Origin of the sequence: Propioniciclava sp. MC1683, assembly GCF_014164675.1 — a bacterium.
Lineage (GTDB): Bacteria > Actinomycetota > Actinomycetes > Propionibacteriales > Propionibacteriaceae > Propioniciclava.
Map to the genome: position 1 here is coordinate 20,309 of NZ_JACJFX010000003.1, position 26,317 is coordinate 46,625.

General features: G+C 71.6%; 25 protein-coding genes and 1 pseudogene. 12 read left to right on the top strand and 14 right to left on the bottom strand.

All coding sequences use genetic code 11. From position 1 onward, the window contains the following. Position 1 precedes the first annotated feature (1 nt). From H5397_RS03100 to H5397_RS03120, 5 genes are read right to left on the bottom strand one after another with little or no spacing between them, the layout of a single operon-like run. Positions 2-742, bottom strand: a complete 741-nt coding sequence (locus tag H5397_RS03100) for a pseudouridine synthase (RefSeq protein ID WP_182814860.1) — start codon at positions 740-742, stop codon at positions 2-4. Further along, the gene (gene scpB, locus H5397_RS03105; protein WP_182814861.1) at positions 742-1,476 is read right to left on the bottom strand and encodes an SMC-Scp complex subunit ScpB; all 735 of its coding nucleotides are present in this window, start codon (positions 1,474-1,476) and stop codon (positions 742-744) included. Before scpB ends, H5397_RS03100 begins: the two co-directional genes overlap by 1 nt. After that, on the bottom strand, positions 1,473-2,324 hold the full coding sequence (locus H5397_RS03110; RefSeq protein ID WP_182814862.1) for a ScpA family protein: 852 nt from the start codon (positions 2,322-2,324) through the stop codon (positions 1,473-1,475). The genes scpB and H5397_RS03110 overlap by 4 nt, the downstream gene beginning before the upstream one ends. Then, positions 2,321-2,698 (bottom strand): hypothetical protein, encoded by a 378-nt coding sequence (locus H5397_RS03115; RefSeq protein ID WP_182814863.1) that lies wholly within the window; start codon positions 2,696-2,698, stop codon positions 2,321-2,323. The genes H5397_RS03110 and H5397_RS03115 overlap by 4 nt, the downstream gene beginning before the upstream one ends. Further along, positions 2,683-3,576, bottom strand: coding sequence for a ParA family protein (locus H5397_RS03120; RefSeq protein ID WP_309224261.1), 894 nt, complete (start codon positions 3,574-3,576; stop codon positions 2,683-2,685). The genes H5397_RS03115 and H5397_RS03120 overlap by 16 nt, the downstream gene beginning before the upstream one ends. Before the next feature lie 132 nt (positions 3,577-3,708). Here H5397_RS03120 and H5397_RS03125 point away from each other — a divergent pair, with 132 nt between their 5' ends. Further along, a complete protein-coding gene (locus H5397_RS03125; protein ID WP_182814864.1) occupies positions 3,709-4,185 on the top strand; it encodes a MarR family winged helix-turn-helix transcriptional regulator in 477 nt (158 codons plus the stop codon). A gap of 153 nt (positions 4,186-4,338) precedes the next feature. Continuing rightward, the gene (locus H5397_RS18730) at positions 4,339-5,250 is read left to right on the top strand and encodes an endonuclease domain-containing protein (protein WP_182814865.1); all 912 of its coding nucleotides are present in this window, start codon (positions 4,339-4,341) and stop codon (positions 5,248-5,250) included. On the opposite strand, the gene H5397_RS03135 is transcribed toward H5397_RS18730, so the two are convergent. From H5397_RS03135 to H5397_RS03145, 3 genes are read right to left on the bottom strand one after another with little or no spacing between them, the layout of a single operon-like run. Further along, positions 5,225-6,157: a site-specific tyrosine recombinase XerD gene (locus H5397_RS03135; protein ID WP_220491947.1), complete on the bottom strand. Its 933-nt coding sequence runs from the start codon at positions 6,155-6,157 to the stop codon at positions 5,225-5,227. The two genes, H5397_RS18730 and H5397_RS03135, sit on opposite strands and share 26 nt — an antisense overlap. Beyond that, complete coding sequence (locus H5397_RS03140) at positions 6,154-6,858, bottom strand: NUDIX domain-containing protein (protein WP_182814867.1); 705 nt, start codon at positions 6,856-6,858, stop codon at positions 6,154-6,156. The genes H5397_RS03135 and H5397_RS03140 overlap by 4 nt, the downstream gene beginning before the upstream one ends. 4 nt (positions 6,859-6,862) lie before the next feature. After that, a complete protein-coding gene (locus H5397_RS03145; protein WP_309224262.1) occupies positions 6,863-8,515 on the bottom strand; it encodes a CTP synthase in 1,653 nt (550 codons plus the stop codon). A gap of 127 nt (positions 8,516-8,642) precedes the next feature. Here H5397_RS03145 and H5397_RS03150 point away from each other — a divergent pair, with 127 nt between their 5' ends. The 4 genes from H5397_RS03150 (at position 8,643) to H5397_RS03165 (ending at position 13,432) form a co-directional block, all read left to right on the top strand. Continuing rightward, entirely contained in the window at positions 8,643-9,542 is a 900-nt protein-coding gene (locus H5397_RS03150; protein ID WP_220491948.1) for a glucose-1-phosphate adenylyltransferase family protein, read from the top strand. Positions 9,543-9,569: 27 nt separating this feature from the next. Continuing rightward, complete coding sequence (locus H5397_RS03155; RefSeq protein ID WP_182814869.1) at positions 9,570-11,426, top strand: putative nucleotidyltransferase substrate binding domain-containing protein; 1,857 nt, start codon at positions 9,570-9,572, stop codon at positions 11,424-11,426. 1 nt (position 11,427) lies between these two features. Then, on the top strand, positions 11,428-12,117 hold the full coding sequence (locus tag H5397_RS03160) for an exonuclease domain-containing protein (RefSeq protein WP_182814870.1): 690 nt from the start codon (positions 11,428-11,430) through the stop codon (positions 12,115-12,117). Between the two features lie 139 nt (positions 12,118-12,256). Further along, entirely contained in the window at positions 12,257-13,432 is a 1,176-nt protein-coding gene (locus tag H5397_RS03165; protein ID WP_255438584.1) for a DUF2254 domain-containing protein, read from the top strand. Between the two features lie 36 nt (positions 13,433-13,468). On the opposite strand, the gene H5397_RS17940 is transcribed toward H5397_RS03165, so the two are convergent. Further along, entirely contained in the window at positions 13,469-13,783 is a 315-nt protein-coding gene (locus H5397_RS17940; protein WP_255438585.1) for a hypothetical protein, read from the bottom strand. Here H5397_RS17940 and H5397_RS19040 point away from each other — a divergent pair. Beyond that, positions 13,712-14,945 (top strand): annotated as a pseudogene (locus H5397_RS19040) (DUF222 domain-containing protein). The gene H5397_RS17940 and the pseudogene H5397_RS19040 overlap by 72 nt on opposite strands. Positions 14,946-14,961: 16 nt before the next feature. Here the strand turns inward: H5397_RS19040 and H5397_RS03180 are convergent. The 5 genes from H5397_RS03180 to H5397_RS03200 are packed head-to-tail and all read right to left on the bottom strand — an operon-like array spanning position 14,962 to position 19,749. Continuing rightward, positions 14,962-15,648: a YggS family pyridoxal phosphate-dependent enzyme gene (locus H5397_RS03180; RefSeq protein WP_182814873.1), complete on the bottom strand. Its 687-nt coding sequence runs from the start codon at positions 15,646-15,648 to the stop codon at positions 14,962-14,964. A 54-nt stretch (positions 15,649-15,702) separates the two neighbouring features. Continuing rightward, entirely contained in the window at positions 15,703-16,671 is a 969-nt protein-coding gene (locus tag H5397_RS03185) for a VWA domain-containing protein (RefSeq protein WP_182814897.1), read from the bottom strand. Between the two features lie 8 nt (positions 16,672-16,679). After that, a complete protein-coding gene (locus H5397_RS03190; protein ID WP_182814898.1) occupies positions 16,680-17,624 on the bottom strand; it encodes a VWA domain-containing protein in 945 nt (314 codons plus the stop codon). 11 nt (positions 17,625-17,635) lie between these two features. Further along, a complete protein-coding gene (locus H5397_RS03195; RefSeq protein WP_182814874.1) occupies positions 17,636-18,682 on the bottom strand; it encodes a DUF58 domain-containing protein in 1,047 nt (348 codons plus the stop codon). An 11-nt stretch (positions 18,683-18,693) separates the two neighbouring features. Beyond that, the gene (locus H5397_RS03200) at positions 18,694-19,749 is read right to left on the bottom strand and encodes a MoxR family ATPase (protein WP_182814875.1); all 1,056 of its coding nucleotides are present in this window, start codon (positions 19,747-19,749) and stop codon (positions 18,694-18,696) included. A gap of 101 nt (positions 19,750-19,850) precedes the next feature. Between H5397_RS03200 and H5397_RS03205 the strand changes: the two genes are divergently transcribed. The 5 genes from H5397_RS03205 to H5397_RS03225 all read left to right on the top strand — a co-directional run bounded on the left by H5397_RS03205 (position 19,851) and on the right by H5397_RS03225 (position 26,313). After that, positions 19,851-20,690 (top strand): hypothetical protein, encoded by an 840-nt coding sequence (locus tag H5397_RS03205; protein ID WP_182814876.1) that lies wholly within the window; start codon positions 19,851-19,853, stop codon positions 20,688-20,690. Then, positions 20,687-21,514 carry an HAD-IIB family hydrolase gene (locus H5397_RS03210; protein WP_182814877.1) on the top strand — a complete coding sequence of 276 codons (828 nt, stop codon included), beginning with the start codon at positions 20,687-20,689 and terminating at the stop codon, positions 21,512-21,514. The genes H5397_RS03205 and H5397_RS03210 overlap by 4 nt, the downstream gene beginning before the upstream one ends. Positions 21,515-21,671: 157 nt before the next feature. After that, positions 21,672-23,558, top strand: coding sequence for a glycosyltransferase family 2 protein (locus tag H5397_RS03215; protein WP_182814878.1), 1,887 nt, complete (start codon positions 21,672-21,674; stop codon positions 23,556-23,558). Beyond that, positions 23,555-24,292 (top strand): HlyD family secretion protein, encoded by a 738-nt coding sequence (locus H5397_RS03220; protein WP_182814879.1) that lies wholly within the window; start codon positions 23,555-23,557, stop codon positions 24,290-24,292. Before H5397_RS03215 ends, H5397_RS03220 begins: the two co-directional genes overlap by 4 nt. Next, positions 24,289-26,313 (top strand): glycosyl hydrolase, encoded by a 2,025-nt coding sequence (locus H5397_RS03225; RefSeq protein ID WP_182814880.1) that lies wholly within the window; start codon positions 24,289-24,291, stop codon positions 26,311-26,313. The genes H5397_RS03220 and H5397_RS03225 overlap by 4 nt, the downstream gene beginning before the upstream one ends. The last annotated feature ends 4 nt before the right edge of the window (positions 26,314-26,317 follow it).

Consider the following 26,317-nt stretch of genomic DNA (forward strand, 5'->3'; position numbering starts at 1 on the left):
GTCAGAGCTGGACGGCGTCCAGCAGCGAGCCCAACTCCTCGCGGGTCAGGTCGCGGATCTCGCCCGAGCGGAGCTGCCCCATGCGCATCGGCCCGATCTGGGTGCGCGCCAGCGTGCGGACCGGGTGGCCGATGGCGTCGAACATGCGTCGGACGATGCGGTTGCGCCCCTCGTGGAGCACGACCGTGACCATCGTGCGCTGCTCGGTGCGGATGCCGAGCTTGACCTCGTCGGGCTTGACCCAGCCGTCCTCGAGCTTGAGGCCCTTGGCGAGGCGCTTGAGGGTGGCGTTCTCGACGAAGCCCTCGACCTCGGCGACGTAGGTCTTGGTGAGCTCGTAGCTGGGGTGCATCATCCGTTGGGCGAAGTCGCCGTCGTTGGTGAGCAGCAGCATGCCCTCGGTGTCGGTGTCGAGGCGCCCGACGTGGAACAGCCGCTCGCGCGAGTGCTGGCCCAGGTAGTCGGCGACGGTGGGGCGACCCTCGGGGTCGTCCATGGTGCAGACCACGCCGCGGGGCTTGTTCAGCACGGCGTAGACGTGGCGTCGCGGCGGCGGGATGCGGCTGCCGTCGACGCGGATGACATCGCGCTCGGGGTCGACGCGACGGCCCTGCTCGGTGACGAGCTTGCCGTTCACCTCGATGCGGCCCTCGTCGATCATGATCTCGGCGGCGCGGCGCGAGGCGATGCCCGCCTGGGCGAGCACCTTCTGCAGCCGGATGCCCTCGAACTCCTCCGCCATCAGGAGGGCTCGGAGAGCCGGTCGAGGTCGGCCTGGTCGGGCACCTCGTCGGCGTCGATCGTGGGCTGCGCCGCCTCCGCGTTCTCGGACGCCTCGGCCTCGGCCCACTCGGCCGCCTGGTCGGCGGTGGGGATCTCGGTGTTCTCGCTCATGTCCCCATCTTCCCGCGCGACGGGCGTCTCGGCCAGCCCGGCCAGCTCGGCCTCGAGCAGGGACGCCTCGGGCAGGTGCGGCGCGATGGGCGGCAGCTGGTCGAGGGTGGTGAAGCCCATCTTCTCCAGGAACAGCGGGCTGGTGCGCCACAGCATCGCGCCGGTCTCCTCGGAGTGGCCGGCCTCCTCGATCAGGCCGCGGGTGGCGAGGGTGCGCATGACGCCGTCGACGTTCACGCCGCGGATGGAACCGACGCGGGACCGCGAGATCGGCTGCAGATAGGCGACCACGGCGAGCGTTTCGAGCGCCGCCTGCGACAGGCGGGACTGCTGCCCCTCCAGCACCCAGTGGGCGATGACCTCATGGTGCTCGGGGCGGGTGTAGTAGCGCCAACCCTCTCCCACCTGGCGGAGCTCGAAGCCGCGGCCGGTCTCGTCGTAGAAGGTGGCGAGGTCCTCGAGGGCCTCCCAGACCACCGGGGTGGGCACGTCGAGGGCCTGGGCCAGTTCTGCGGCGCCCATCGGCTCGGTGGCCATGAGCAGCAGGGCCTCCAGCGGCCCGGTGATGGTGGTGTCATTCATGCGTGCGCCTCCCCTGCGCCGAGGGCCCCAGTTCCCGCCGCCGAGGGCCCCGGTTCGTTGGTGTCGAACTCGTCGAATTCGTCCGAAATCGTCAGGTCGCCCTCAGCCGTGCCCGTCCACCGGATGGTCAGCTCGCCCAGCGGCGTGAGCTGCTCGAAGGAGACCGCGCGTTCGCGGGCCAGTTCGAGCAGCGCCAGGAACCGGGCCACGACGACGAGCCGATCGCTGGCGTCCGCCACGAGGCCGCGGAAGGTCGAGGCGCCGAGCCGGCGCAGGCGGTCGACGAGGATGTCGGCCTGCTCGCGGACGCTGACCGCGGGCGCGTGCAGGTGCGCCAGGGAGACGGTCGGTTGCTCCTTGGGCTGCAGGGCGCGGGCGGCCAGCCACGCGAGTTGGTCGCCGTCGATGGTGATCTCGACCTCGGGCAGGAGGCGGGCGAAGGCGTCCTCGAGGCCGCCGGGGCGCGCGTGCCGCAGCGACTGCTGGTCGAGGCGCTCGCTGATGATCCCCGAGACGACCTTGAACGCGCGGTACTGCAGCAGGCGGGCGAAGAGCAGGTCGCGGGCCTCGAGGAGGGCGAGGTCCTCGGCGTCCTCGACCTCGCCCTGGGGCAGGAGGCGGGCGGCCTTGAGGTCGAGCAGCGTGGCCGCGACGACGACGAAGGAGGAGGTCTGGTCGAGGTCCCAGGCGTCGCCCATCGCGCGGATGTGGGCGATGAACTCGTCGGTGACCTTGCTGAGGGCCACCTCGGTGACGTCGAGCTTGTGGCGGCTGATCAGCTGCAGGAGCAGGTCGAAGGGCCCCTCGAAGTTGTCCAGGCGGAGGGTGAAGGGGCTCTGGGTCGTCACTGGGCGAGCCGCTTGAGGACGTCGGCGTCGGCCCCCTGCTCGGCGATGGCGGCCAGCGTCGAGGCGATCGCGGCGCGGACGATCCGGCCGCGGTCGACGGCCAGGCCGTGCTCGGCGCGCAGGTCGAGGCGGAGGCGCTCGAGGGCGAGGAGTTCCTCGGAGCTCACGTAGACGGTGATCTTCTCGTCGTGGCGCACGCGGCCGGTGTGCTCGACGGTGCCGTCGACGGACGCCGCGGGCTTGCGCCGGCGCGGGGGCTTCGCGTCGGCGGCGGCGTCGGGGATCGGCCGGGCGACGTCGGCGTTCTCGGCGAGCGCCTCGGAGGTGGACCGGAACAGCTCGGAGGCGCCGGGCAGGCCTACGCGCCGGGGCATCGGGCGAGCACCTCCCGGGCCAGGGTGCGGTAGGCGGCCGCGCCGGGGCTCGAGGACGCGTAGGTCGTGATCGGCTCGCCGGCCACCGTGGTCTCGGGGAACTTCACCGTGCGCTTGATGACGGTGTGGAACACCTTGTCGCCGAACGCCTCGACGGCCCGCTGGAGCACCTCGCGGCTGTGCAGCGTGCGGCCGTCGTACATCGTGCCGACGATGCCCAGCACCTCCAGGTCGGGGTTGATCCTTTCGGTCACCTTCGCGATCGTGTCGGTGAGGAGGGCCACGCCGCGCAGCGCGAAGAACTCGCACTCGAGGGGGATGATCACCTGGTCGGCGGCGGTGAGGGCGTTGACGGTGAGCAGGCCGAGGCTCGGCGCACAGTCGATGATGATGACGTCGTAGCGGTCGCGGACCGGCTTCAGCACCCGGCGCAGCGTGTGCTCGCGGGCGACCTCCGAGACCAGCTGCGGCTCGGCGGCCGACAGGTCGATGTTGGCCGGCAGCAGGTCGAGCCCGTCGACGTTGGTCTCGAGGATCACGTCGTCGATGTCGACGTCGCGGCCCAGCAGCAGGTTGTAGATGCTGAGCTCGAGGGTGTGCGGGTTGACGCCCAGGCCGACCGAGGCCGAACCCTGGGGGTCGAAGTCGACGAGGAGCACCTTGCGGCCGGTCTCGGCCAGCGCGGCGCCCAGGTTGATCGTCGTCGTGGTCTTGCCGACGCCGCCCTTCTGGTTGGTCATCGCGATGATCGTGGCGCGCTTCGGGCCGGGGCCCGGGGCCGTCGGCTCGGGGAGGTCGGGCCAGGGGCGACCGGTCGGGCCCAGGCCGTCGCTCGTGGTGTCGGTGTCATCCTCGAAGAGCGCCGGGTTCTGGCTCACGATCGTCGTATCCCCTCATCCTGCTGTGGAACCGTCCTGACGCGAACACTACGCCCCAAAAGGCGACAAAGTGACTCCGGCACGCTGGCGACAACATTGGTTGAAGTGTCAATTATTTGGTACGGTGGAGCCATGGATGACGTGCGCTGGCTGACCGACGACGAGATCGACACGTGGCTGAAGTTCCGGGCCGTGGTCGAGCTCTACCCCGGCCTGCTCGACGCGCAGCTGCGCCGTGACGCGCAGCTGACCCACATGGAGTACCAGGTGCTGGCCATGCTGTCGGAGGTGCCCGACCGCACGCTGCGCATGACCGCGCTCGCGGCCCGCACCAACGGCTCGCTGACCCGCATGTCGCACGTCGTCACCCGCCTCGAGCAGCGCGGCATCGTCGCCCGCAGCGCCTGCGCGCTCGACGGCCGCGCCACCAACGTCACCCTGACCGACGCCGGCCACGACGCCCTCGTCGCCGCCGCACCGGGCCACGTCACCCAGGTGCGCGAGTCCTTCCTCGACGCGCTCTCCCCCGCGCAGCTGGGCCAGCTCGACGCCATCTGCGACGCGATCCTCGACCGCATCGACCCCGAGGGCAAGATGACCACGCGCTGACGCGGGGACATCGTCGCCCAGCCGGTTCCAGATTCTTCGACCCTGCCGGAAAGCCCAGTCCGACTGGTGAGTTCATCCTTCAACCAACTGATCGAACCGGGTTGGCGACAATGTCACCCCGGCGCGTGACACCGCCTGCCCAAGATCTCGGGCGTGAGACCACGAAACAGCCCCTTCGAGGGCACCGGGATCGCAACCTGGCGCCCCCGGTCACGCGCTGACCAGGCTTGGGCACGCCGGGCGCTCCGGCGCGGCGACCTGGTCGAGGTGCTGCCCACCGTCTACGCCCCGTCCTCGGCCCCCATCACCCTGGAGCTCCGGGCCGCAGCCCTGAAGGACCTCGACCCCGACGCCATCATCACGGGTGCTGCCGCCGCCCGCCTGACGTGGTGGCCCCAACTGGCCACCGACATCCTGTCGGCGACGCGGCCAGGCAGCCTGGTCGCGGTCCCGGGGTTCCGTTGGGAGCAGCGTGACATCCCCCGCGACCTCGTCGTCGACCGCGGCGGGCTCACCCTGGCGAACGCGGCCCTGTCCGTCCTCGACCTCATCCCCGACAAGGGCGGCAACGCCATCGACGAGGCACTGCGCCGCAAGGCCTGCACGCTCCCCGACCTCTGGGCGGCGTTCGAGCTCACCCGCGGCCGGGCGGGCAACGGACTGCGGCGGGCGTTGCTGCACGATTCCCGCGACCTGCCCTGGTCGGAGGCCGAGCGGCACCTGCACCAGCACTACCGCGCCTGCGCCCTCCCCTTCGCCCACGCCACCAACTTCTGGGTCACCCTCAGCGACGGGCGTCGCACCCCGCTCGACTTCGCCCTCCCCGACCTGCGCCTCGGCTTCGAGGCCGACGGCTTCGCGTGGCACGGTGACCGGAAGGCCTTCGAGTACGACCGCGACCGGGACTCCGACCTCGCGGCCCAGGGCTGGTGGGTCATCCGGTTCTCGGCGAGCTTCCTCGAGCACGAGGCCACCGAGGTGCGCCGCCGGATCACCGCGATCGTCCGGGATCGAGCCCGATCCCTCGGGGTCCCCTGCCCTACCGTGCCCGCGGGTGCGCGGTGAGGAACACCTCGCGCAGGTGCTCCACCGTCACCAGCGTGTAGATCTGGGTCGTCGTCACCGACGCGTGCCCGAGCAGTTCCTGCACCACGCGCACGTCGGCCCCGCCGTCGAGCAGGTGGGTGGCGAACGAGTGCCGCAGTGTGTGCGGGCTCACCGGAACCCCCAGCTGGGCCCGCTCGGCGCACTCGGCGAGCACGTTGAACGCTGACTGCCGGCTGAGCCGGCCCCCGCGCGCGTTCAGCAGCAACGCGGGCCCCGGCCGGGCCGCCCTGGCGATGAACGTCGGACGCCCCCGCACCAGCCAGTCGCCGATCGCCGTGCGCGCATACGAGCCCAGCGGGACGATCCGCTCCTTGCGACCCTTGCCGAACAGGCGCAGCCCCAGGTCGGGGTCGTCCAGCTGCGAGCTCACGTCGTCGACGTCGAGCGCGCACACCTCCGAGACGCGCGCCCCGGTGCCGTACAGCAGCTCGAGCAGCACCGCGTCGCGCAGCCCGACGGGCGTGGTGCGGTCGGGCACGTCCAGCAGTGCCTGCACCTGGTCCACCGACAGTGCCTTGGGCAGCCGCTTGCCCTGCCTGGGTGGGGAGACGCGGGCCGCGGGGTTGGCGTCCGCCTCGCCGTCGCGCACCGCGAACGCGTGGAACGAGCGCACCGCCGCCCCCGCCCGGGCGACGCTGGACGCCGCGAGCGCGGGCCGGTCCTCTCCCCCGGCCCGCAGCCAGGCGGCGAAGTCCTGCACCTGCTCGGGCCGCACGTCGCCGACCGAGCCCACCCCGGCGTCCGCGAGGAAGCGCACATAGCGCGCGAGGTCGCGCCGGTAGCCGGCAACCGTGTGCGCGGAGGCGCCCACCTCGGCCTCGAGGTGGTCCAGGTAGGCGCCGACCGCCCGCTCGAGCGAGCTCAACGCGGCCGGGTCTCCCCGCCCAGGGCGTGGATCCGCGCGTCGCGCTGCTCCTTGACCGCGCGGGCCGGCCACGGGGCGTCCGCGGGGCGCAGCGACTCGACCCGGCCGGTGCGCAGCGCGGCGTAGGCGGCCAGCGCACCCGCCACCATGGTCGGGTTCTGGATGCGGCCCGCATAGATCGCGTCGACGAGGTCGTCGAGGGCGACGAGGCAGACGTCCATGTCGGCCTCCTCGTGCTCGACGACGAACCCGTCGGGGCGTCCGGTCGGGGTGAGGCCACGCGCCAGGTAGACCCGCAGCGTCTCCTGCAGGCAGCCCGGCGAGGTCATGTAGTCGACCAGGATCCGCCAGTCGGACGCCGCCAGCTCGACCTCCTCGGCGAGCTCGCGGCGGGCGGCGTCCACCCAGGACGTCTCCCCCGCGTCGATCAGCCCGGCGGGCGGCTCGACGAGCCGGAAGCCGACCGGGTGCCGCAGCTGGCGCACCACGACCACGCGCTCGGCGTCGTCGAGCGCGATGATGCCGACCGCGCCGGGGTGCAGCAGGTAGTCGCGCCTCATCACCTCGCCGGCGGGCGTCTCGACCTCGTCCCGGACGAAGTCGGAGACCAGCCCGCCGCCCAGCAGGGTGTGGGAACGCACCGGCCAGCCGAGGGGCTCGTCGGTCACCTCGTCCCCGGACAGCACGCGCAGGTCGACCATGGCGTCAGTCAACCAGACGCTGGCTCCGTCGGTGCTCCACCGCGGCGGCCAACAGCGCCACGAACAGCGGGTGCGCCTTGGTCGGGCGCGACTTCAGCTCCGGGTGGGCCTGGGTCGCGACGTAGAAGGGGTGTCGCTCGCGGTCGAGCTCGACGAACTCGACCAGCCGCCCGTCGGGCGAGGTGCCCGAGACCTTCAGGCCCGCCTCCTCGATCTGCGCCCGGTAGGCGTTGTTGACCTCGTAGCGGTGGCGGTGGCGTTCGGTGACCTCGGTGGCGCCGTAGGCCTCGGCGACGACCGACCCCTCGGCGAGCGTCGCCGGGTAGGAGCCGAGCCGCATCGTGCCGCCCAGGTCGCCGGCCCCCTCCACGAACGCCTCCTGGTCGGCCATGGTCGAGATCACGGGGTGGCGGGTGCCCGGGTCGAACTCCGTGGACGCCGCCCCGGCCAGGCCGGCCAGGTTGCGGGCGGCCTCCATCACCATGCACTGCAGGCCCAGGCACAGGCCCAGGGTGGGCACCTGGTTCTCGCGCGCGTAGGTGAGGGCGCCGAGCTTGCCCTCGACGCCGCGGATGCCGAACCCGCCGGGCACGACGATCGCGTCGACGTCGCCCAGCTGGGCAGCCGCACCCTCGGGGGTGGCGCAGTCGTCGGAGGCCACCCAGCGGATGTTGGCGCGCGCCCAGTTCGCGAAGGCCCCTGCGCGCAGCGCCTCGGAGACCGAGAGGTAGGCGTCCGGGAGGTCGACGTACTTGCCGACCAGGGCGACCGTCACCTCCTCCTTGGGGTGGCGGACGCGCTCGAGCAGGTCGTCCCAGCGCTTCCAGTTGACGTCGCGGAACGACACCCCGAGGCGACGCACCACGTAGGCGTCCAGCCCCTCGTCGAACAGCACCTTGGGGATCTCGTAGATCGACGGCGCGTCGGGGCAGGAGACCACGGCCTCCTCGTCGACGTCGCACATCAGCGCGATCTTGCGCTTGATGGACGCCGGCACGTCGCGGATGCAGCGCGCCACGATCGCGTCGGGCGTGATGCCGACCTGGCGCAGCGCGGCCACCGAGTGCTGGGTGGGCTTGGTCTTGAGCTCGCCGGAGGGCCCGATGTAGGGCACCAGCGACACGTGCAGGAAGAAGCAGTTGTCGCGGCCCACCTCGCGGCGCACCTGGCGGGCGGCCTCGAGGAACGGCAGGGACTCGATGTCGCCGACCGTGCCGCCGATCTCGTGGATCACGACGTCGGTGCCCTTGCCGGTCATCGCCATCATGTCGTCGCGGATCTGGTTCGTGATGTGCGGGATCACCTGCACCGTGTCGCCGAGGTAGTCGCCGCGGCGCTCCTTGGCGATGACGGTCGAGTAGACCTTGCCGGTGGTCACGTTCGCGTCGGCGGACAGGTCGACGTCGAGGAACCGCTCGTAGTGGCCGATGTCGAGATCGGTCTCCGCGCCGTCCTCGGTCACGAACACCTCGCCGTGCTGGAACGGGTTCATGGTGCCGGGGTCGACGTTGAGGTACGGGTCGAGTTTCTGCATCGTCACGCGAAGGCCGCGGGCCACGAGCAAGGAGCCGAGGCTGGACGCCGTCAGGCCCTTCCCGAGCGAGGAGGCGACGCCCCCGGTCACGAAGATGTGCTTGGTCTGGTTCGGTTCTCCCACGGGCCTCCAGCATAAGTCGCGTCGAGGACCGCGCGACACCACCGCGTGTTCCAACTGCGTTACAGGGGTGGCGGGGCGGCTACGCTGGGCCTCCCCACAAGGGGCGACGCTCGAAAGGACCCCATCCATGCGCATCCCCCGCACCCTCGCGATCGTGCTGGCCGGCGGGAAGGGGTCGCGTCTGGGCTCCCTCACCGACGACACGGTCAAGCCCGCCCTGCCGTTCGCCGGGCCGTACCGGCTGATCGACATCGCCCTGTCGAACCTGGCGCACTCGCACCTGTCCGACGTGTGGATCGCCGAGCAATACCTGCCCCACTCCCTCAACGAGCACCTCGCGCAGGGCCGGCCGTGGGACCTCGACCGCCTCCACGGCGGTCTGCAGGTCCTCGCGCCGTTCGAGGGGGCCACCGGCGAGGGCATGGCGCAGGGCAACTCCGACACCCTGTGGCGCCACCGCGAGCGCATCCGGTCGTTCGGCGCCGACCACGTCCTGGTGCTGAGTGCCGACCACGTCTACACCCTCGACTTCCTCGAGGTGCTCACCACGCACACGACGTCGGACGCCGACCTGACCGTCCTCACCACCCGGGTCGACGAGGACCCGAGCTCCTTCTCGGTGGTGCAGGTCGACGAATCCGGGCGCGTCACCGATTTCGACTACAAGCCCGACGAGCCACAGGGCAACCTCGTCGCGGCCGAGGTGTTCCTCTACCGGGCCCAGACCCTGCTGGACGCCCTCGACGAGCTCGGCGGCGAGACCGGCGGCCTCGGCGACTACGGCGAGGACCTCTTGCCCCACCTCGTCTCGACCCGCCTCGTGGTCGAGCACCGCCTCGACGGCTACTGGTGGTCGACAGCGTCGTGCTGCACGGCGCCCACATCGGCCCCGGCGTCGAACTCGTGCGCTGCGTCGTGGCGACCGGCGCCCGCGTGGTCGGGGGCACCCGCCGCGGCTCGGAGGACCGCGTCACGCTCGTCGGCCCCGACGGCACGATCACCGATCGGGCCTGACGTGCTGGACTGACGGCGCCCGACCCGGAACGATTCGGTCATGGATGTCGAACTCGCCGAGGTCAGGGACTTCCTGGCGGCCCACCACCCCTACAGCCAGCTGCCCGAGGCCGTGCTCCGCGAGCTGCCCAAGCGCCTGGTCACCAGGTACTTCCGGCGCGGCGCCTCGCTGATCGAGGTCGGGCAGAGGAACGACTACCTGCACATCGTCCGCTCCGGCGGGGTGCACATCATCGACAGCCACGGCGTCCTCGCCGACACCGCCGACCCGGGCGAGTCGTTCGGCCTGTCGTCGGTGTGGGCCGGCGCCCCCAGCCGCTTCCGCATGGTCGCGGTCGAGGACACGCTGTGCCTGCTCATGCCCTCCGACGTGTTCCGGCACCTCATGGGCGTCTCCGAGCCGTTCAGCAAGTTCTTCCTCGACCAGCGCGACGGCCGCATGCGCTCGGGCGTCGAGATGGTGCGCGTGGACGAGTCGGGCTCGGCGATCCTGCGGACGCGGGTGCGGCAGATGCTGCGCAAGAAGCCGGTGTCGGTCGAGCCGACGCTGTCGATCCGCGGGGCGGCGCAGAAGATGTCCGAGATGCGCATCTCGGCCCTGCTGGTCACCGAGTCCGAGCGGCTGGTCGGCATCGTCACCGACCGCGACATGCGCTCCAAGGTCATCGCCAACGGGCTCGACCCCAACGGCCCGATCAGCTCGATCATGACCCCCAACCCGACCACCACCCACCCCGACGCCCTCGCGTTCGAGGTCATGGTGCTGCTCACCCAGCACGGCTGGCACCACCTGCCCGTGGTCGAGGACGGCGAACTGCTCGGCATGGTCACCGCCGGCGACATCATGCGCCTGGAGCAGGCCAACCCCAGCTACCTCGTCGGCGAGATCGACAAGCAGACCTCCGTGGACGGCGTGGTCGAGTCGGCCAAGAAGCTGCCCAACGTCGTCTTCCAGGCCGCCGCGCAGGACGCCACGGCCGACGACATCGCCCGCGTCATCACCGCAACCATGGACGCCCTCACGCGCAAGCTGATCCTCCTCGCCGAGGCCGAGATCGGCAACGCGCCCGTGCACTACTGCTGGGTGGCGCTCGGTTCGCAGGGACGCCTCGAGTCCGGCATGCAGTCCGACCAGGACAACGCGCTGCTGATCTCCGACGAGGTCACGCCCGAGCAGCTGGAGTGGTTCGGCGAGCTCGCCCGCCGCGTCGTGGACGGCCTGGTCCGCTGCGGGTTCCCGCTCTGCCCGGGCGACATGATGGCGTCCAACCCGCAGTGGCGGGTGCCGCTGCGCACGTGGGGGGGCTACTTCGCCCAGTGGATGAACGCCCCCGAGCCCGAGGCCCTGCTGAACGCCCAGACCTTCTTCGACATGCGGCCCGTGCACGGCGACCGCACGCTGTACGAGCGCCTGCAGACCTCGGTCATCGCGCGGGCGCCGCAGGCCACCCGCTTCCTGGCCTACCTCGCCAAGCAGGCGCAGCGGTTCGAGCCGCCGCTGGGCCTCTTCCGCGACTTCGTCACCTCCGACGAGACCGGCGGCAAGATCGACCTCAAGTCCGGCGGCATCGCGCCGATCGTCCAGATCGCGCGGCTGGCCGCGCTGTCCAAGGGCGGCGCCCAGCTGAACACGATCGACCGGCTGCGGGCGGCGTCCTCGACCAACGCACTGTCGGAGGAGAAGGCCGCCGACCTGACCGACGCCTTCGAGTTCATCAGCTACGTGCGCCTGCAGCACCAGGTCAAGCAGATGAAGAAGGGGCAGCAGGCCGACAACCTGATCGACCCGGCCAGCCTGAGCTCGTTCGAGCGCCGGCACCTGAAGGAGGCGTTCGCGATCATCCGCAAGACACAGGGGACGCTGGCCTACCTCTACCGCACCGACGTGACGAGCTGACATGGCGTGGCCCTTCTCCCCGTCGCTGGCCAAGCGCCGCGACAAGGCCGCATCCCGGGCGACCGGGGCCCTGGCCGACTTCTACGCGGCCGGGTTCCCGGGTGACGAGACGCCGGCGTCCGAGTTGCGGCTGCTCAGCCTCGACTTCGAGACCACCGGGCTGGACGCCACCCGCGACCAGGTGCTGAGCATCGGCTTCGTGCCGGTGGACGGCGACACGATCGCGCTCGGCGGGGCGGCCCACCGGGTGCTCAAGGTGACCACCGAGGTCGGCCAGTCGGCGGTGTTCCACGGCATCACCGACGACCAGATCGCCTCCGGCACCCCGGTCGAGGACGCCGTCGCCGACACCCTGGCCGCCCTGTCCGGGCGGGCCATGCTGGCGCACTTCGCCAAGATCGAGACCGAGTTCCTGTCGCTGTTGTGCGAACGGCTCTACGGCGCGCCGCTGGTCGTGCCCGTCGTCGACACGCTCGTGCTGCAGGACCGCCTGGTCAACCGCGGCTTCGACGACGAGTCGCTGGCCGGCCAGCTGCGCCTGTGGAACGCCCGCACCCGCTACGGGCTGCCGGTCTACAAGGCCCACAACGCGCTGACCGACGCCGTCGCGACCGCCGAGCTGTACCTCGCCCAGGTCGCGGAGAACGCGGCGGTCAAGGCGCAGACCCTGAAGACGCTGAGGTCGGCCTGACGCGGGCGGTCGCGCGGGGCGGCTGGGCTTGTCGTGGCAGGATCGGGGCATGGCAGAAACCTCAGCGTCCCGTTCGCGCGGCAGCGTCTCCGCCATCGACCGGGCCACGTGATGGGACCGGTTGTGGCAGCCGTTCTGGATGCTGCCCATGCTGCTGACGGTCGCCGCGATGGTGCTCGGCGTGGTCCTGCCCGAGGCCGACCGCGACCTGCGCGAGATCGCCTGGTGGGTGTTCCCCGGCGGGGCGGACGCCGCCCGCGGCGCCCTGACCACCATCGCGTCGGTGACGATCTCGACGGTCGGCGTGGTGTTCTCGATCACGATGGTCGTGCTGCAGCTGGCCTCGAGCCAGTTCACGCCGCGCGTGCTGGGCTCGTTCCTGTCGAACCGCATCGTGCAGGTCACCTTCGGCATGTTCATCGCCACGTTCGTGTTCTCGCTCACGGTGCTGCGGTCGGTGCTGAGCGAGGACGAGGATGGCAACGGCTTCGTCCCGCGGGTCTCGGTGTCGTTCGCGTTCGTGCTCGTGCTCGCGTGCGTGGGCCTGTTCCTGGCGTTCATCCGCTCGATCACCGACAGCATCCAGGTCAGCACCGTCATCTCGCGCATCGGCGACCGCACCGCCCGGCTGGTCGACCGCGTGCTGCCGGTCGCCGAGGACGAGCAGGGGTTCAGCGCCACGTGGTCCCCGGTTGCTGATGCGCCTCGAAGCCTGGTGCCCGTCGACCGCCGCCACGGGCACGTGGACGAGATCGACCTGCCCCGGCTGGTGGAACTCGCCGCCTCCCGGGAGGGGGTGCTCGTGCTCGCGCCGCGGCTGGGCGATTTCGTCACGACCGGGCAGGAGCTCGCGACCTTCTGGGGCGACGACTGGGACGACGACGCCACCGCCGCCGCCAACGGCCTCGTCCGCCTGACCACCGACCGGACCATGCGCCAGGACGTCAGCTTCGGCTTCCGCCAGCTCGTCGACATCGGCGACCGCGCGCTCTCGTCGGGCGTCAACGACCCGACCACCGCCACCCAGGTCGTCAACGAGCTGCACCGGCTGTTGCGCGCGGCCGTGCAGCGAGTCTCCCCCAGCCCCTACCTCACGGACGCCGAAGGCGCGGTCCGGCTGGTGGTCGATTCGACCGATGCGCGCGATCTCCTGCGGATCGCCGTCGAGGAGATCGCGTTCTACGGCCGTGAGTCGCCGCCCGTGACCGCCCAGCTGGCCGCCATGCTGGACGACCTCAGCTCCGTGTCCCTCGAGCGCTACCGACCGACCATCGCGGCGCTGCGCGCCACGCTGGACGACGCGCAGGTGGGGTGATTCGGTCGGGTCGCGCACGGTCCACCTCATCTTGAATCATTCTTTCGTGCTATTCAACGATTCGTACGTCACGCCTAAAATGGGTGCATGACGGTGCACGAGGTCGAACGGGTCCTGGAGGACCTGTGGGCCGACCTCGCGCCCTGGCCGACCGCCGACGATCTGGTCGCTGAACTCGACCACATGACCTCCGAGGCCTTCCGCCTTGCCGAGAAGCTGCACGTGGCCGAAGCCGAGGTCGCAGCGATGCGCGGGTCGATGACCGAGGCCACTCCCCCGATGTGGCAGTTGGATGATGCCGGCCTGTTGGTCGAGCTCGCGGCCGCGCAGAAGGCGGCCACGGTCGCGCACGCGCGGTGGCTGGCGGTGTTGGCCGAGGCCGACCGCCGGGGTGTCGTGGAGCGGGAGCACCACATGCCCACCAACTCATGGCTCGCTGCCGGCACCAGCCACTCGACGCGCACCGCCCGCGCAGAGGTAAGGCTGGCGGAGTCGCTCACCCGCCACGAGCACGTGGCCACGGCGTTGGGTGAGGGGCGGATGAGCGTCGAACAAGCCGCCACCATCGTGGTCGGCCTCGACCGGTTGCCCGACGACCTCGACCCGGTGACCCGGGATGCGGTCGAGGCGCAGATGGTCGACTACGCAGGCGAGTTCAACCCCACCGCCCTACGCCGGTTGGTCAACCACGCCATCGACGTGGTCGCCCCCGAGGTCGCCGAGGAACACAACGGCAAACTCCTCGACCGCGCCGAACGCGAACAGGCCCGCACCCGCCACCTCGCGTGGCGCACCGACCCCGACGACGGCAGCCTCCGCTTCTGGGGCAAGCTCCCCGCCCTCGACGGCGAACTGTTCAAGCAACACCTCAGTGCGATCGCCACCCGCAGTCGACTCGCCGACGCCGCCATGGGGCATCGACACCGCCCACGGCCAAGCCCTCGCCGACGCGCTCGCCCTCGTACTGTCCCACCACGCCTCATGCGACGGCGGGCCCGCCCAAGGCGGCGACCACACCCGCGTCATCGTCACCATAGACCTCGACGCCCTCCTCAGCGGTCTGGGCGCCGGCACGCTCCTCGAGGGCGGCGAACCCATCAGCGCCGGGCAGGCGCGTCGACTCGCGTGCACCCACGGGATCATCCCCGCCATCCTCAACAGCGACTCGGTCCCCCTCGACCTGGGCCGAACCCAACGGTTCTTCACCCCCGCCCAACGCCTCGCCCTCGCCCTCCGCGACGGCGGTTGTGCCTTCCCCGGCTGCGACCGCCCACCCTCAGACTGCGAAGCCCACCACGCCAAGGAGCCCTGGCACCAAGGCGGCAGGACCGACCTGGCCGACGGGGTGCTGTTGTGCCCGCACCACCACCACCTGGTCGAACCCGACCCCCACAAACCACCCGAGATGAACTGGCAGATCACCTTGGACCACCGAGGCAAACCCCAGTTCCACACACCCCAGAACCGAACCGGCCACCGCACCACCCGCCAACACCACCGCTACCGCTGCTGACAGCAGGGAGGATGGGTCAGGGCTGGGTACGCGCGCCGAAGATGGACGTGCCCAGCCGCACGCAGGTGGAGCCGCACTCGACGGCGAGCTCGAAGTCGTTGGACATGCCCATGCTCAGCACGTCGAAGCCGCCGCCATGCTCATCGCGGAGGCGCTCCTGCAGGTCGGTCATGGTGGTGAAGCAGGCCCGCACGACCGACTCCTCGGGGCTGTTGGCCGCGAGCGTCATCAAGCCGCGCACGTCGAGTCCGTCCAGGGTCAGCAGCGCGCGCACGGCGTCGGGCAGCTCTTCGGGGGTGAAGCCACCCTTGGTGTCCTCGCCCGAGGAGTTCACCTGCACCAGCACCGGCAGCCGCCGGTCCAGCGACTGCACGCGTCGGTCGAGCGCCTCGGCCAGCCGCAGCGAGTCGAGCGCCTGGAACTCGGCCGCCAGCTCGGCCACGACCTTGGCCTTGTTCGTCTGCAGGTGGCCGATGAAGACCCAGCCCAGGTCGGGTTCGGCAGCGGCCTTGGCCTCCAGTTCCTGGGGTCGGCTCTCGCCGAAGCGTGCGTAACCGGCGGCGTGGGCGACCCGGATCAACTCGATGGGGTGGGTCTTGCTCACGGGTAGCAGCTCGACCGAGCCGGGATCGCGGCCCGCCCGCGCGCAGGCCGCGTCGATGCGGGCTCGAGCTGCGTCCAGGTTCGCGGCGACGTCGGTCATGCCCAAGCCTTACCACGCGCGGCCCGACGGCGCATCTCGGCAGGCGTGGAACCCTCAGGGCCAGCGCGCCGCCAGCGACAGCACGGCGAGGGAGGCCAGCACGGCGAAGCCCAACGCGATGCCGGTGTAGAACTCGGTGACCTCCTGGTCGACCTTCTCGAAGCCGACCGAGCGGGCGATGCTGGAGTAGACCCGCTCGAGCTCGTCGCGCGAGCCGGCCTCGAACGCCTCGCCGCCCGACTCGCGGGCCACGACGTTCAGCTCCGCGGGGTTCACCGGCACGGGTTCGCGACGCCCGTTGCTGACGACGTAGCCGTTGGGCGTCCCGTACGCGATCGTGTAGATCGGGAAGCCGGCCTCCTTCGAGTCCCGCGCGGCGACCGTCGAGGAGCGGCCGATGTTGGTGTAGCCGTCCGACAGCAGCACGATCGCGCCGGGGGTGGGCTCGTCGGGCTTGTCGGGGTCGGGTGGCACGAGCTGCATGGCGTCGAGCGACGAGTAGATCCCCTCGCCGATCGCGGTCGAGGGGGCCAGCTGCAGGTTCTCGATGGCGCGCTTGACCAGCCCGCGGTCCTGCGTGGGCGGGGCGATGATGGACGACGAGCCCGCGAACGCCACCAGCGACACGTTGAACCCGCGCGGCAGCATGTCGACGAAGCCGGACGCCGCCTCCTTCGCCGCGTCGAGCCGGTTGGGGTCGACGTCGGTCGCCTCCATGGACCGGGAGACGTCGATCGCCACCACCACTGTGGCCCGCTCGCGGGGGACGTCGACGGCGTCCTTGGGCTGGGCGAACGCCACGGTCAGCGACGCGAGGCTCACGACGGCGGCGACCACGGCCACGTGCCGTTTCCACGCGGCCTGCTTCGGCATCACCTTGGCGAGGTTGTCTATGCCCCGGGTGCGCGCCCGCGTGCGCGACCGCTGCAGCAGGCCGAAGTACAGGAGCAGGAGCAGGGGCACCGCCGCCAGCAGCCACAGCCGCTGGGGGTGGAAGAACGAGATCAGGGGGACCAGGCCCACGGCGTCCGTCATGGCCACCTCGCCCCCAGCGAGACCGCGGCCAGCGCGGCGAGCACCGCGAAGGCGAGACCGTAGCCGGCCCACGTGGCGGTGGTCTCCTTCTTGACCTCCTCGTAGCCGACCTCGGAGCGGATGTTCTCGTACACCCGGCTGAGGTCATCGGCCGACTCGGCGGCGAAGGTGGCCCCGCCCGAGCTCTGGGCGATCGACTGCATGAGGTCGCGGTCGGGCGGGACGCGCTCGCGCTTGCCGTCGAGGTCGACCGACCCGTTCTCGGTGCCGTAGGCGATCGTGTAGACCGGCACCTCGGCCTCGCGTGCCTCGGCGGCGCCCTGCAGCGGTGACCGGCCGGCGGTGTTCATGCCGTCGGAGAGCATCACGATCGCGCCGGGAGCGGTCGAGCCGTCGTCGCCGCGCGGGGCCATCTGGATGGCGCTCAGGGCGGTGTAGAGGGCGTCGCCGATCGCGGTGGAGTCCTGCAGCGCGAGGGCGTCGATGGCGCGGTTGGCGTACACGCGGTCGGTCGTCGGTCCGAGGCGGGTGGCCGGGTTGCCCGAGAGGCTGACCACGGCCACGTTGTACTGCTCGGGCAACTGGCGGATGAACTCCTTCGACAGCTGCTGGGCGGCCTCCAGACGGGAGGGCTTCACGTCGGTGGCGGCCATCGACTGCGAGACGTCGATCACCAGCACGACCGTGGCGCGCTCGCGCGGCACCCGGTCGATGCCGTTGGGCCGCGACCAGGCCAGCACCAAGGTGACGAGCGAGGCCAGCGACAGCGCGACCGCGAGGTGGCGGCGCCACTGCGACTGCTTGCGCACGACGCGACCCAGGACGGCGGTGTTGGTGAACCGCATGCCGTGGCGGTTCTTGCGCAGGGTCGCCCAGATGTAGGCGGCGATGAGCAACGGCACGACGAGCAGCACCCAGAGGCGCTCGGGCTGGAGGAACATCTCCGACAGGTTCACGTCGTCACCCCCTGAGGCGGCTGGTGCAGCTGGGCGGCGACGCGGCGGTAGGCCAGCACGAAGCGGGCGATGTCCTGCACCCAGTCGCGGTCGGTGCGCAGCTGGATGTGCCCGACGCCGGCGCGGCGCAGGGCGATCCGGATGCGCTCGCGCTGGGCCGAGGAGGCCGCGTCGAAGCGGGCGCGGGCGCCGGCGTCCGAGGTGTTGACGTAGCGGGCGAAGTCGGACTCGGGGTCTCGGATCAGGATGTCACCGACGTCGGGGAACTCGACCTCACGCCGGTCGACGACCTCGACGGCGATCACCTGGTTGCGGACGGCCAGGCGGCGCAGGGCGCGCTCCCACTCGGGCTCGACGTCGGGGTTGAGCTCGGTGTCGCCCGGGGAGAGGAAGTCGGAGACCACGACCCGCAGGCCGCGGCGGCGCTGGGTGCGCGCGAGCTGGTCGATGCCGCGCTCGAGCGTGTACGGGCCCTCGGTGCGGTCGGGCACGATCGGCTCGGTCAGCATGCGGCTGAGCAGCGAGTACAGCGCCATCCGCCCCGAGCGGGCCGGGATGCGCACCATCGTGTCGGGCCGCATGATCAGCCCGCCGAACCGGTCGCCCATCTGCTGGCCGAGGAACCCGATGGTCGCGATCGCCGCGATGCCGAGGTCGCGCTTGGTGACGCCCTCGGTGCCCCAGTTCATGGACGGGGTGACGTCCAGCAGCGCCCAGACGTCGAGCTCGCGGTCGGCGATGGTGTCGCGCACGTGGGGGGTCCGGGTGCGGGCGGTGACCGCCCAGTCCATCTTCCGCACGTCGTCGCCGGGCACGTAGACGCGGGCGTCGTTGGTCTCGGAGCCGGGGCCGGGCAGCAGGCCGCGGTGGTCGCCGTGGAGGAAGCCCTCCATGCGGCGCACGATCGTCAGCTCGAGGCGCTTCAGCGCCTGCTCGGGGGCGAGCTTGCCGAGCGGCAGGGTCGCGGCGGTGGGCTCGCGCAGGACGGACGCCACCGCCCCCAGGTCGCCCTGGGGTGGGGTGGGTGCTTGGGCGCGTGCCATGTCAGCGGTCCTCAGCGCGCCTCGTGGCGGGGCTCGTACCGGTGCTCGTCACGGGCCTGCTCGCGCTGCTGCTCGTTCCAGACCGGGGTCGGGGCGGGCACCATCGCGACGATGCGCTCGACCACCTGGACCGGGGAGATGTTGTCGGCGATCGCGTCGAAGCCGAGCACGAGGCGGTGCGCCATGACGTCGCGCGCGACGGCCTGCACGTCGGTGGGCAGCACGTAGTCGCGGCCGTGGATCAGGGCCAGCGCGCGGGCGGCGGCGACCAGGCCGAGCGTGGCACGCGACGACGCACCGATCTGGATGACCGGCGTCAGGTCGGGCATGCCGAACTCGGCCGGGGTGCGGGTGGCGAGCACGAGGCGGACGATGTACTCGGCGACGAGGTTGTGGACGAAGACGTTGCTGGCCTGGTCCTGCAGGGCGCTCACCCGGGCCGGGTCGAGGATCGTGCGGGCCGTCGGCGGCTTGACCGACATGCGGCGCAGGATCTCGAACTCCTCGTTGCCGCGCGGGTACGGCACGTCGACCTTGAGCAGGAAGCGGTCGCGCTGCGCCTCGGGCAGCGGGTACACGCCCTCGGACTCGATCGGGTTCTGGGTGGCGATGACGATGAAGGGCTGCGGCACGGCGTGGGTCTTGCCGCCGATGGAGACCTGCTTCTCGGCCATCAGCTCGAGCATCGCCGACTGCACCTTGGCGGGCGCGCGGTTGATCTCGTCGGCGAGCACGAAGTTAACGAACACGGGGCCCAGCGAGATGTCGAAGCGCTCCTGCTGGGCGGAGTAGATGCGCGTGCCCACGATGTCGGAGGGCACGAGGTCGGGCGTGAACTGGATGCGCGCGAAGTCGCCGCCGACCACTTGGGCGAACGTCCGCACGGCCAGCGTCTTGGCGGTGCCGGGCACGCCCTCGAGGAGGACGTGGCCCTTGGCGAGGAGGCCGACCATCAGCTGCTCGACCATGTGCTCCTGGCCGACGATGACCGACTGGACCTCGGAGATCGCCTCACCGAGGGTCTGGGCCGCCTCGCGGGTGGAGGTGGCCTGGGCGGAGGTTGTCACGCGGGTCGCTCCTCATCGTTCGTGGTCGGGGCAAACCTTACCCGGTCACCCCCAGCGCCCCTCGGCGGGTGCAGCCGAGCGATCAGGCACAATGGGCGACGATGACCGAGCCGCTGCTGCACCCCCTCCTCGGGGTGGACCCGCCCCGCGTGGGCGACTGGTGGCTCGACGCACGCCTCGCAGCCACGCCCTCGGGTGTCGCCTACACGGCCCACTCCGAGGCCGGTGACCACGTGATGGTGCTCATGCTGAGCGAGGGGGCGACCGCCGACGCCGCGGCCGTGGACCGGTTCGCCGGCACCGTCGACCGGATGCACATCGACACCGTCCTCGCGCGCGGTGGGCGCGGCCAGCAGGGCGGACGCCTCGGGCACAAGTACGTCGCCGCCGCGGACACGCCGCAGCCGCCCGACGCGACGCCGGAGGCGTCCTGGGTGGCGCTGGCCTGGGACGGGACCACGGCCGCCACCACCGAGGCCGAGCGCGTCCTCGCCGAGGTCGACCTGAGCTGGCTCCCGCCGAAGGGGACGCCCTCGGGCCCGGACTACGAACTGCCGTGGGTCGACAAGGTCCGCCCCGGCCTCGCACGCCAGTGGCCGCTGCCCTGGCCCGGCCGCCACGACCGGGCGGGCTGGCTCTCGATCCTGGTGTCGTGGCTGATCATGATGCTGCTGATGGCGCTCGCGGTGCTGATCGCGATCCTGATCTTCCAGGCCACCCCGCCGCAGTCGCCCCCGCCGCCGGTTCCGACGTCGGCCTCCGGCTCGGGCGGGGGGTCGGCCTCCCCCGACTCTGCCTCACCGTCCCCGCAGTCAGGGTCGCCCTCGCCGGATTCGGCGTCTCCCCCCCCCGACTCGGCCTCCCCGTCGCCGGCGTCCCCCGCGGAGAGCCCGGGCCCGAGCGCGTCGGCCTCCTCCCCCACACCGGACCCGCGCCTGTGACCGCGGTCCGCCTCATCGCCACCGACCTCGACGGCACGCTCCTCGACCCGTCCGGGCGCATCAGCGACGCCGACGCCGACGCCGTGCTGGAGGCCGCGGCGTCCGGGGTCGTCATCGTGGTGGCCACCGGTCGCCCTCTGCGCTGGCTGGGCTGCCTCGACCCCATCGCTGACGCCGACCCCCTGGTGGTGGCCAGCAACGGCGCCGCCGTGTACGACCTTCACGCCGACCGGGTCGTCACGAGCCACCCGCTCGCCCCCGAGTTGATCGCCGACCTCGCCCAGGACCTGCGCGCCGCGGTGCCCGGGCTGCTGTTCGCGCTCGAGGAGGGGCGGACCTTCCGCAGCGAACCCGGCTGGACCGGCCACGTGCCCGACTCCTCGCGCTCGCCCGAGGACGAGGCCGCGGTCACGGTCCAGGGCGTGTGGGCGGAGGTGCTGGCGGGCTCCCGCGAGGTGGTCAAGTTCCTGGCCGCCCACGAGGACGCCGACCCCGACGAGCTGGTGGCGCGGGCGTCCGCGGTGCTGGCGGGGCGCGCCGAGGTGACGCACTCGGTGGCCCGCGGCCGCAAGGCCCTGCTCGAGGTGAGCGCACCGGGGGTCTCCAAGGCGGTGACGATCGCCCGCCTGGCCCACGAGCGCGGCATCACCCCGGCCGAGGTGGCGGCGTTCGGCGACATGCCCAACGACCTCGCCATGCTGGAGTACGCGGGGATGCCATTCGTGATGGCCAACGGGCACCCCGCGTTGCTGGAGCGCTTCGCCGTGATCGGGTCGAACGCCGAGGGCGGCGTGGGGGCGCAGATCCGCCGCCTGCTGGGCTGAGCCGGGGGCAGCGCAGGAAAAGGTTGACGCGACGAATTTCGCGTCACGGCCTTTCGGGGTTACAGTGGTATTAGTCTGAAGTACCAACTCGCCCGCACACCCCCGACCGCGCGGTAGCAACGAAGCTCCCGAACCACCTGACTCGAGAGCTTCCACCATGAGATTCCGTCCAGCTGTACCCACCCACCTTCCCGACCACAACGACCTGGCCCCGGTCGACGACCACCGGCCGAACACCCGCCGCTGGGCGACCCGTGCGGCCTACTCGCCCGTCATGGTGGTCGTCTCGCTGCTCGCGCTGATCGGCATCCTCGCCTACGGCTGGTTCCTGCTGAATCCCGGGAACCGCGGCGACCTGTTGCCGTGGCTGCTCGTCGTCGCCGCCGAGGCGATCCTCATCTTCCACGCCCTGATGGCGATGTGGACGATGCTGTCGGCGTCCGACCCCCGCAACTTCGCCTTCCACGCCGCGAAAGACCGCCTCTACGACGCGGACGCCAACGCCGAACTCGCCGACACCGACGACGCCACCGAGTGGCCCCTGCACCTGGCCGACGAGCCGGCCGACGTCGACGTCCTCATCACCGTCTACGGCGAGCCGCTCGACGTGATTCGGCGCACCGCCACCGCGGCGCTCGCGATCCGAGGCGCCCACGGCACGTGGATCCTCGACGACGGCCGCTCCGACGCCGTCCGCGACCTCGCCGCCGAGCTGGGCTGCCACTACGTCCGCCGGCTCACCAACCACGGGGCCAAGGCGGGCAACGTCAACAACGCGCTCACGGTCGCCAAGGCCCCCTACTTCGTCATCCTGGACGCCGACTTCGTGCCCCGCCCGGAGTTCCTCGAGGAGACCCTGCCGTTCATGGCCGACCCCAACGTCGCGTTGGTGCAGACCCCGCAAACGTACGGGAACATGCACAACATCATCTCCCGCGGCGCCGGCTACATGCAGACCATGTTCTACCGGTTCATCCAGCCGGGCCGGAACAGCTTCAACGCGGCCTTCAGCGTCGGCACGAACGTGCTCTACCGGCGCAGCGCCGTGCTCGACATCGGCGGCCTCTACGTCGACTCCAAGTCCGAGGACGTGTGGACGTCACTGACCCTGCACGAGCGCGGCTGGCGCAGCGTCTACATCCCCGCCACCCTCGCCGTCGGCGATGCTCCCGAGACCATCGAGGCCTACACCAAGCAGCAGCAGCGGTGGGCCACCGGTGGCTTCGAGATCCTGTTCACCCATTTCCCGCTCAGCCCGCGCCGGCGCCTCACGCTCGACCAGCGGCTGATGTACTTCGTCACCGCGAGCCACTACCTGACCGGCATCGCGCCGGGCCTGCTGCTGTTCGTGCCCGCGCTGGAGATCTTCTTCGACCTCCGCCCGGTGAACCTGACCGTCGGGCCGCTGGAGTGGTTCGGCTTCTACGCCGGCTTCTACGTCCTGCAGGTGCTGCTGGCCGCCCTGACGATGGGCACCTTCCGCTGGGAGGTGATGATGCTGGCCCAGTGCTCGTTCCCGATCTACCTGCGGGCCCTGCGCAACGCCTTCGTCGGCGCCGACACCAAGTGGAGCGTCACCGGCGCCACCGGGCGCTCGTCGTCCCCGTTCAACTTCATGATCCCGCAGGTGCTGGTGTGGGTGTTCCTGCTCGGCACCACCGCCGTGTCGATCTACCGCGACATGACGCTGGGGTACCTCAACATCGCCACCGTCTGGAACGGCATCAACCTGATCGCGCTGTCCGCCTTCATGGCGGTCGCCTTCGGCGAGCAGGCCGGGTTGCGCGGACGCCGCGCCACCATGCCGCCCTCCCCCGACCCGCTGCCCCTGCCCCCAGAGCCGATCGAGGAGCAGGTCGAGGTGCTGGACCGCAGCGCCATTGAGCGCGCCCGCGACGACGTCGACTCCCTCCTCGCCGGGCGCGCAGCCCAGCAGGACGGCTCCCCGGCACCGGACGAGACCGGCCCGCGTCCCCAGCCGATCCACCGCCGGGCGATCACCCCCGGCGACACCCCCAATCCCCTCTCGGAGGTTTCCCGATGACCTGGTCCAACCGCTTCCGCCTACTGGGCGGCATCCTCGCCGTGCTGGTGCTCGTCGCCGGCCTGACCCTGCTGTTCAACCACCGCCAGGCCCGCGTCGCCAGCTTCGAGGCCACCGTCAGCGCACCCACCGCCCAGGTCGGCTCCGGCTACGGCGGCGTCCTCACCGAGCAGTTCGTGCGCGCCGGTGACACCGTCGCGGTCGGCGACCCCCTCTTCACCGTCATCAGCCCGGAGGTGAACCGCGAGCGCCAGCAGGGCGTCGAGCCGCAGTCCACCGCCGCCTACCAGGTGGACACCACCACCGGTGCGATCACCTACCTCGCCGTCATCGACGGGCAGGTCACCCAGGTCAGCGGCGTCCTCGGCTCCTACCTCATGCCCGGCGCGTCCCTGGCCACCATCTCCGCGACCGACCCCAAGTCGGTGCTGGCCCGCTTCGATCTGGAGGCCGTCGACTACGGCCGTGTCGAGCCGGGCGCGCCCGTGACGATCAACCTCGCCAACAACGCGCAGGTGCAGGGATCGGTCGCCGACGTCACCGTCACCACCCAGGACGGCCGCGCGATCACCCAGGTGCGTGTCGAGTCCGAGGGGCTGACCGACCCCCGCCACGAGGCCCTCACCCGGTCCGGTTCCCCCGTCCAGGCCGTGATGTCGCTGCGCGACGACGGCATCCTGGCCGGCCCGACCGACGCCTTGCTGCAGTTCCTGGTGAAGGTGGGTCTGCGATGAGGGCCCCGCGACTCGCCGCCGCGCTCACCGTCGCCGCACTCGCGCTGGCCGGCTGCACGGCCGGGCCCGATCAGGCGCCCACCTCTCCGTCGGCACCCCGTCCGGGCGGGGCCTCCGGCTCCCCCGTCCTCGCGCCGGACGCCGTCGCCGAGGCCACCCGGGCGCTGCCGCAGCGCGATGGGCTCGACCTGAAGACGACCCGGCTCGCCGAGGGCCTTCTGCCCCCGACGAACCGCTGGTTCTCCGGCCTCGCCTTCGGCGACACCCCGCAGCCGGTCTTCCCCTTGCCCTACGTGTTCTCCCTGGCCGAGGACGGGTTCGGCTTCGGCGTCCCCGTGGTCGTGACCACCGGGCAGACGATCATGGGCAGCAACGACCCCGCCCTCGACCTGGTCCTGCCCCAAAGCCCCAGCTGGCAGGTCAGCGCGTACGACGAGGCGTCGGTGACGGTCACCGACACCGTCTCGGGAGGCGCGGTCACGATCGCGCAGGGCTCCCCCTACGTGTGGTTCACCGCCGGCGAGGAGACCACCCTGTCCGCGGCCGGCGCCGGCTGGCGCTCCGAGGGCGACGTGTGGCGCACCAAGTTGGGCAACGACGAGTACGCCCTGGTCGGCGAGGGCCTGGAGGTCTCCGGCGACGACGTGACCGTCCCCGCCGGCGGTCGCGCGACCTGGTTCGTGCTGCCGGCCGGCGGCGACGCCGCCCGGCTGGCCGAGCTCGCCGTCCCCCTCGAGGGGACCTCCGCGCACTGGTCCGTCGAGGACCAGGCGCGCACCCGGCTCGTCTACGCCACCGAGGGCGGACGCCCCACCGCAATCGCCGCCCTGCCGCACCACGCCGCGGGCGGGGCGTCCGACTGCGAGCTGGGCACCTACCCCAGCATCTTCGGCACGCTGGCGCTGTGCGAGGGCACCGAACTGGAATGGTCTGCGCCCCTGTACGAGGCGCGCACCGGGCTCGACCTGTCGGGTCTGGCGGACGCGGAGCGCGAGGAGCTGGCCACCCAGCTGGCCGCCGACGTGGCGTCCGCCCAGCCCTACCCCGCGGACACCTACTTCGGCGGCAAGGCGCTCTACCGCGACGCGCAGCTGTGGCACATCGCGCGCCAACTGGGCGCCACCGAGCAGGAGCAGGTGCTGCGCGAGCGGCTCGTCAGCACGCTCGACCGGTGGATGGACCCTGACGGCTGCGCCACGGGGGACGCGTTCTGCTTCACCTACGACACCACCAACCGCGGCATCGTGGGCCGGACGCCCTCGTTCGGTTCGGACGAGTTCAACGACCACCACTTCCATTACGGATACTTCCTCTACGCCGGTGGCGTGCTGGCCGCCGAGGACCCGGAGCTCGCCGAGCGGTGGGCGCCCGTGATGGACCTGCTGGCCGCCGACATCGCCGCGTCGCCGGCGTCCGACCTCTACCCCGAGCGCCGGACGTTCGACGTCTACGCGTCGCACTCGTGGGCGTCGGGCACCAGCCCGTTCGCCGACGGCAACAACCAGGAGTCGAGCTCGGAGGCGGTCAACGCGTGGGCCGGCCTCACCCTGTGGGCCCGGGCGCGCGGCAACGCCCCCCTGGCCGACCACGCCCGCTGGATGCACGCGCTCGAGGCGCAGGCCGCCCGCGCCTACTGGACGGACTTCGACCGGGCCGACCCGGTGTACGAGGGCCTGTCGCATACGATCCTGCCGCTGAACTTCGGCGGCAAGCGGGACTACGCGACGTGGTTCTCCGCCGAGCCGGCGGCCGCGCTGGGGATCCTCATCATCCCGGCCAGCCCGTCGTCGGACCACCTCGCGGGCGACCCCGAGCGCATCCGCGCCAACGTGGCCGAGGCGACCGCCACGCGCGGGTTCGACCAGCAGTACGGCGACTACCTCCTCATGTACGCGGCGCTGGCCGGCGAGGAGGACCGGGCCGAGGCCCTGGCCACCGCGCGGGAGGTCTCGGACGAGGCGATCGACGACGGCAGCACCCGCACGTATTTGCTCGCCTTCCTCATGTCGGCGGCCTCCTGACGGC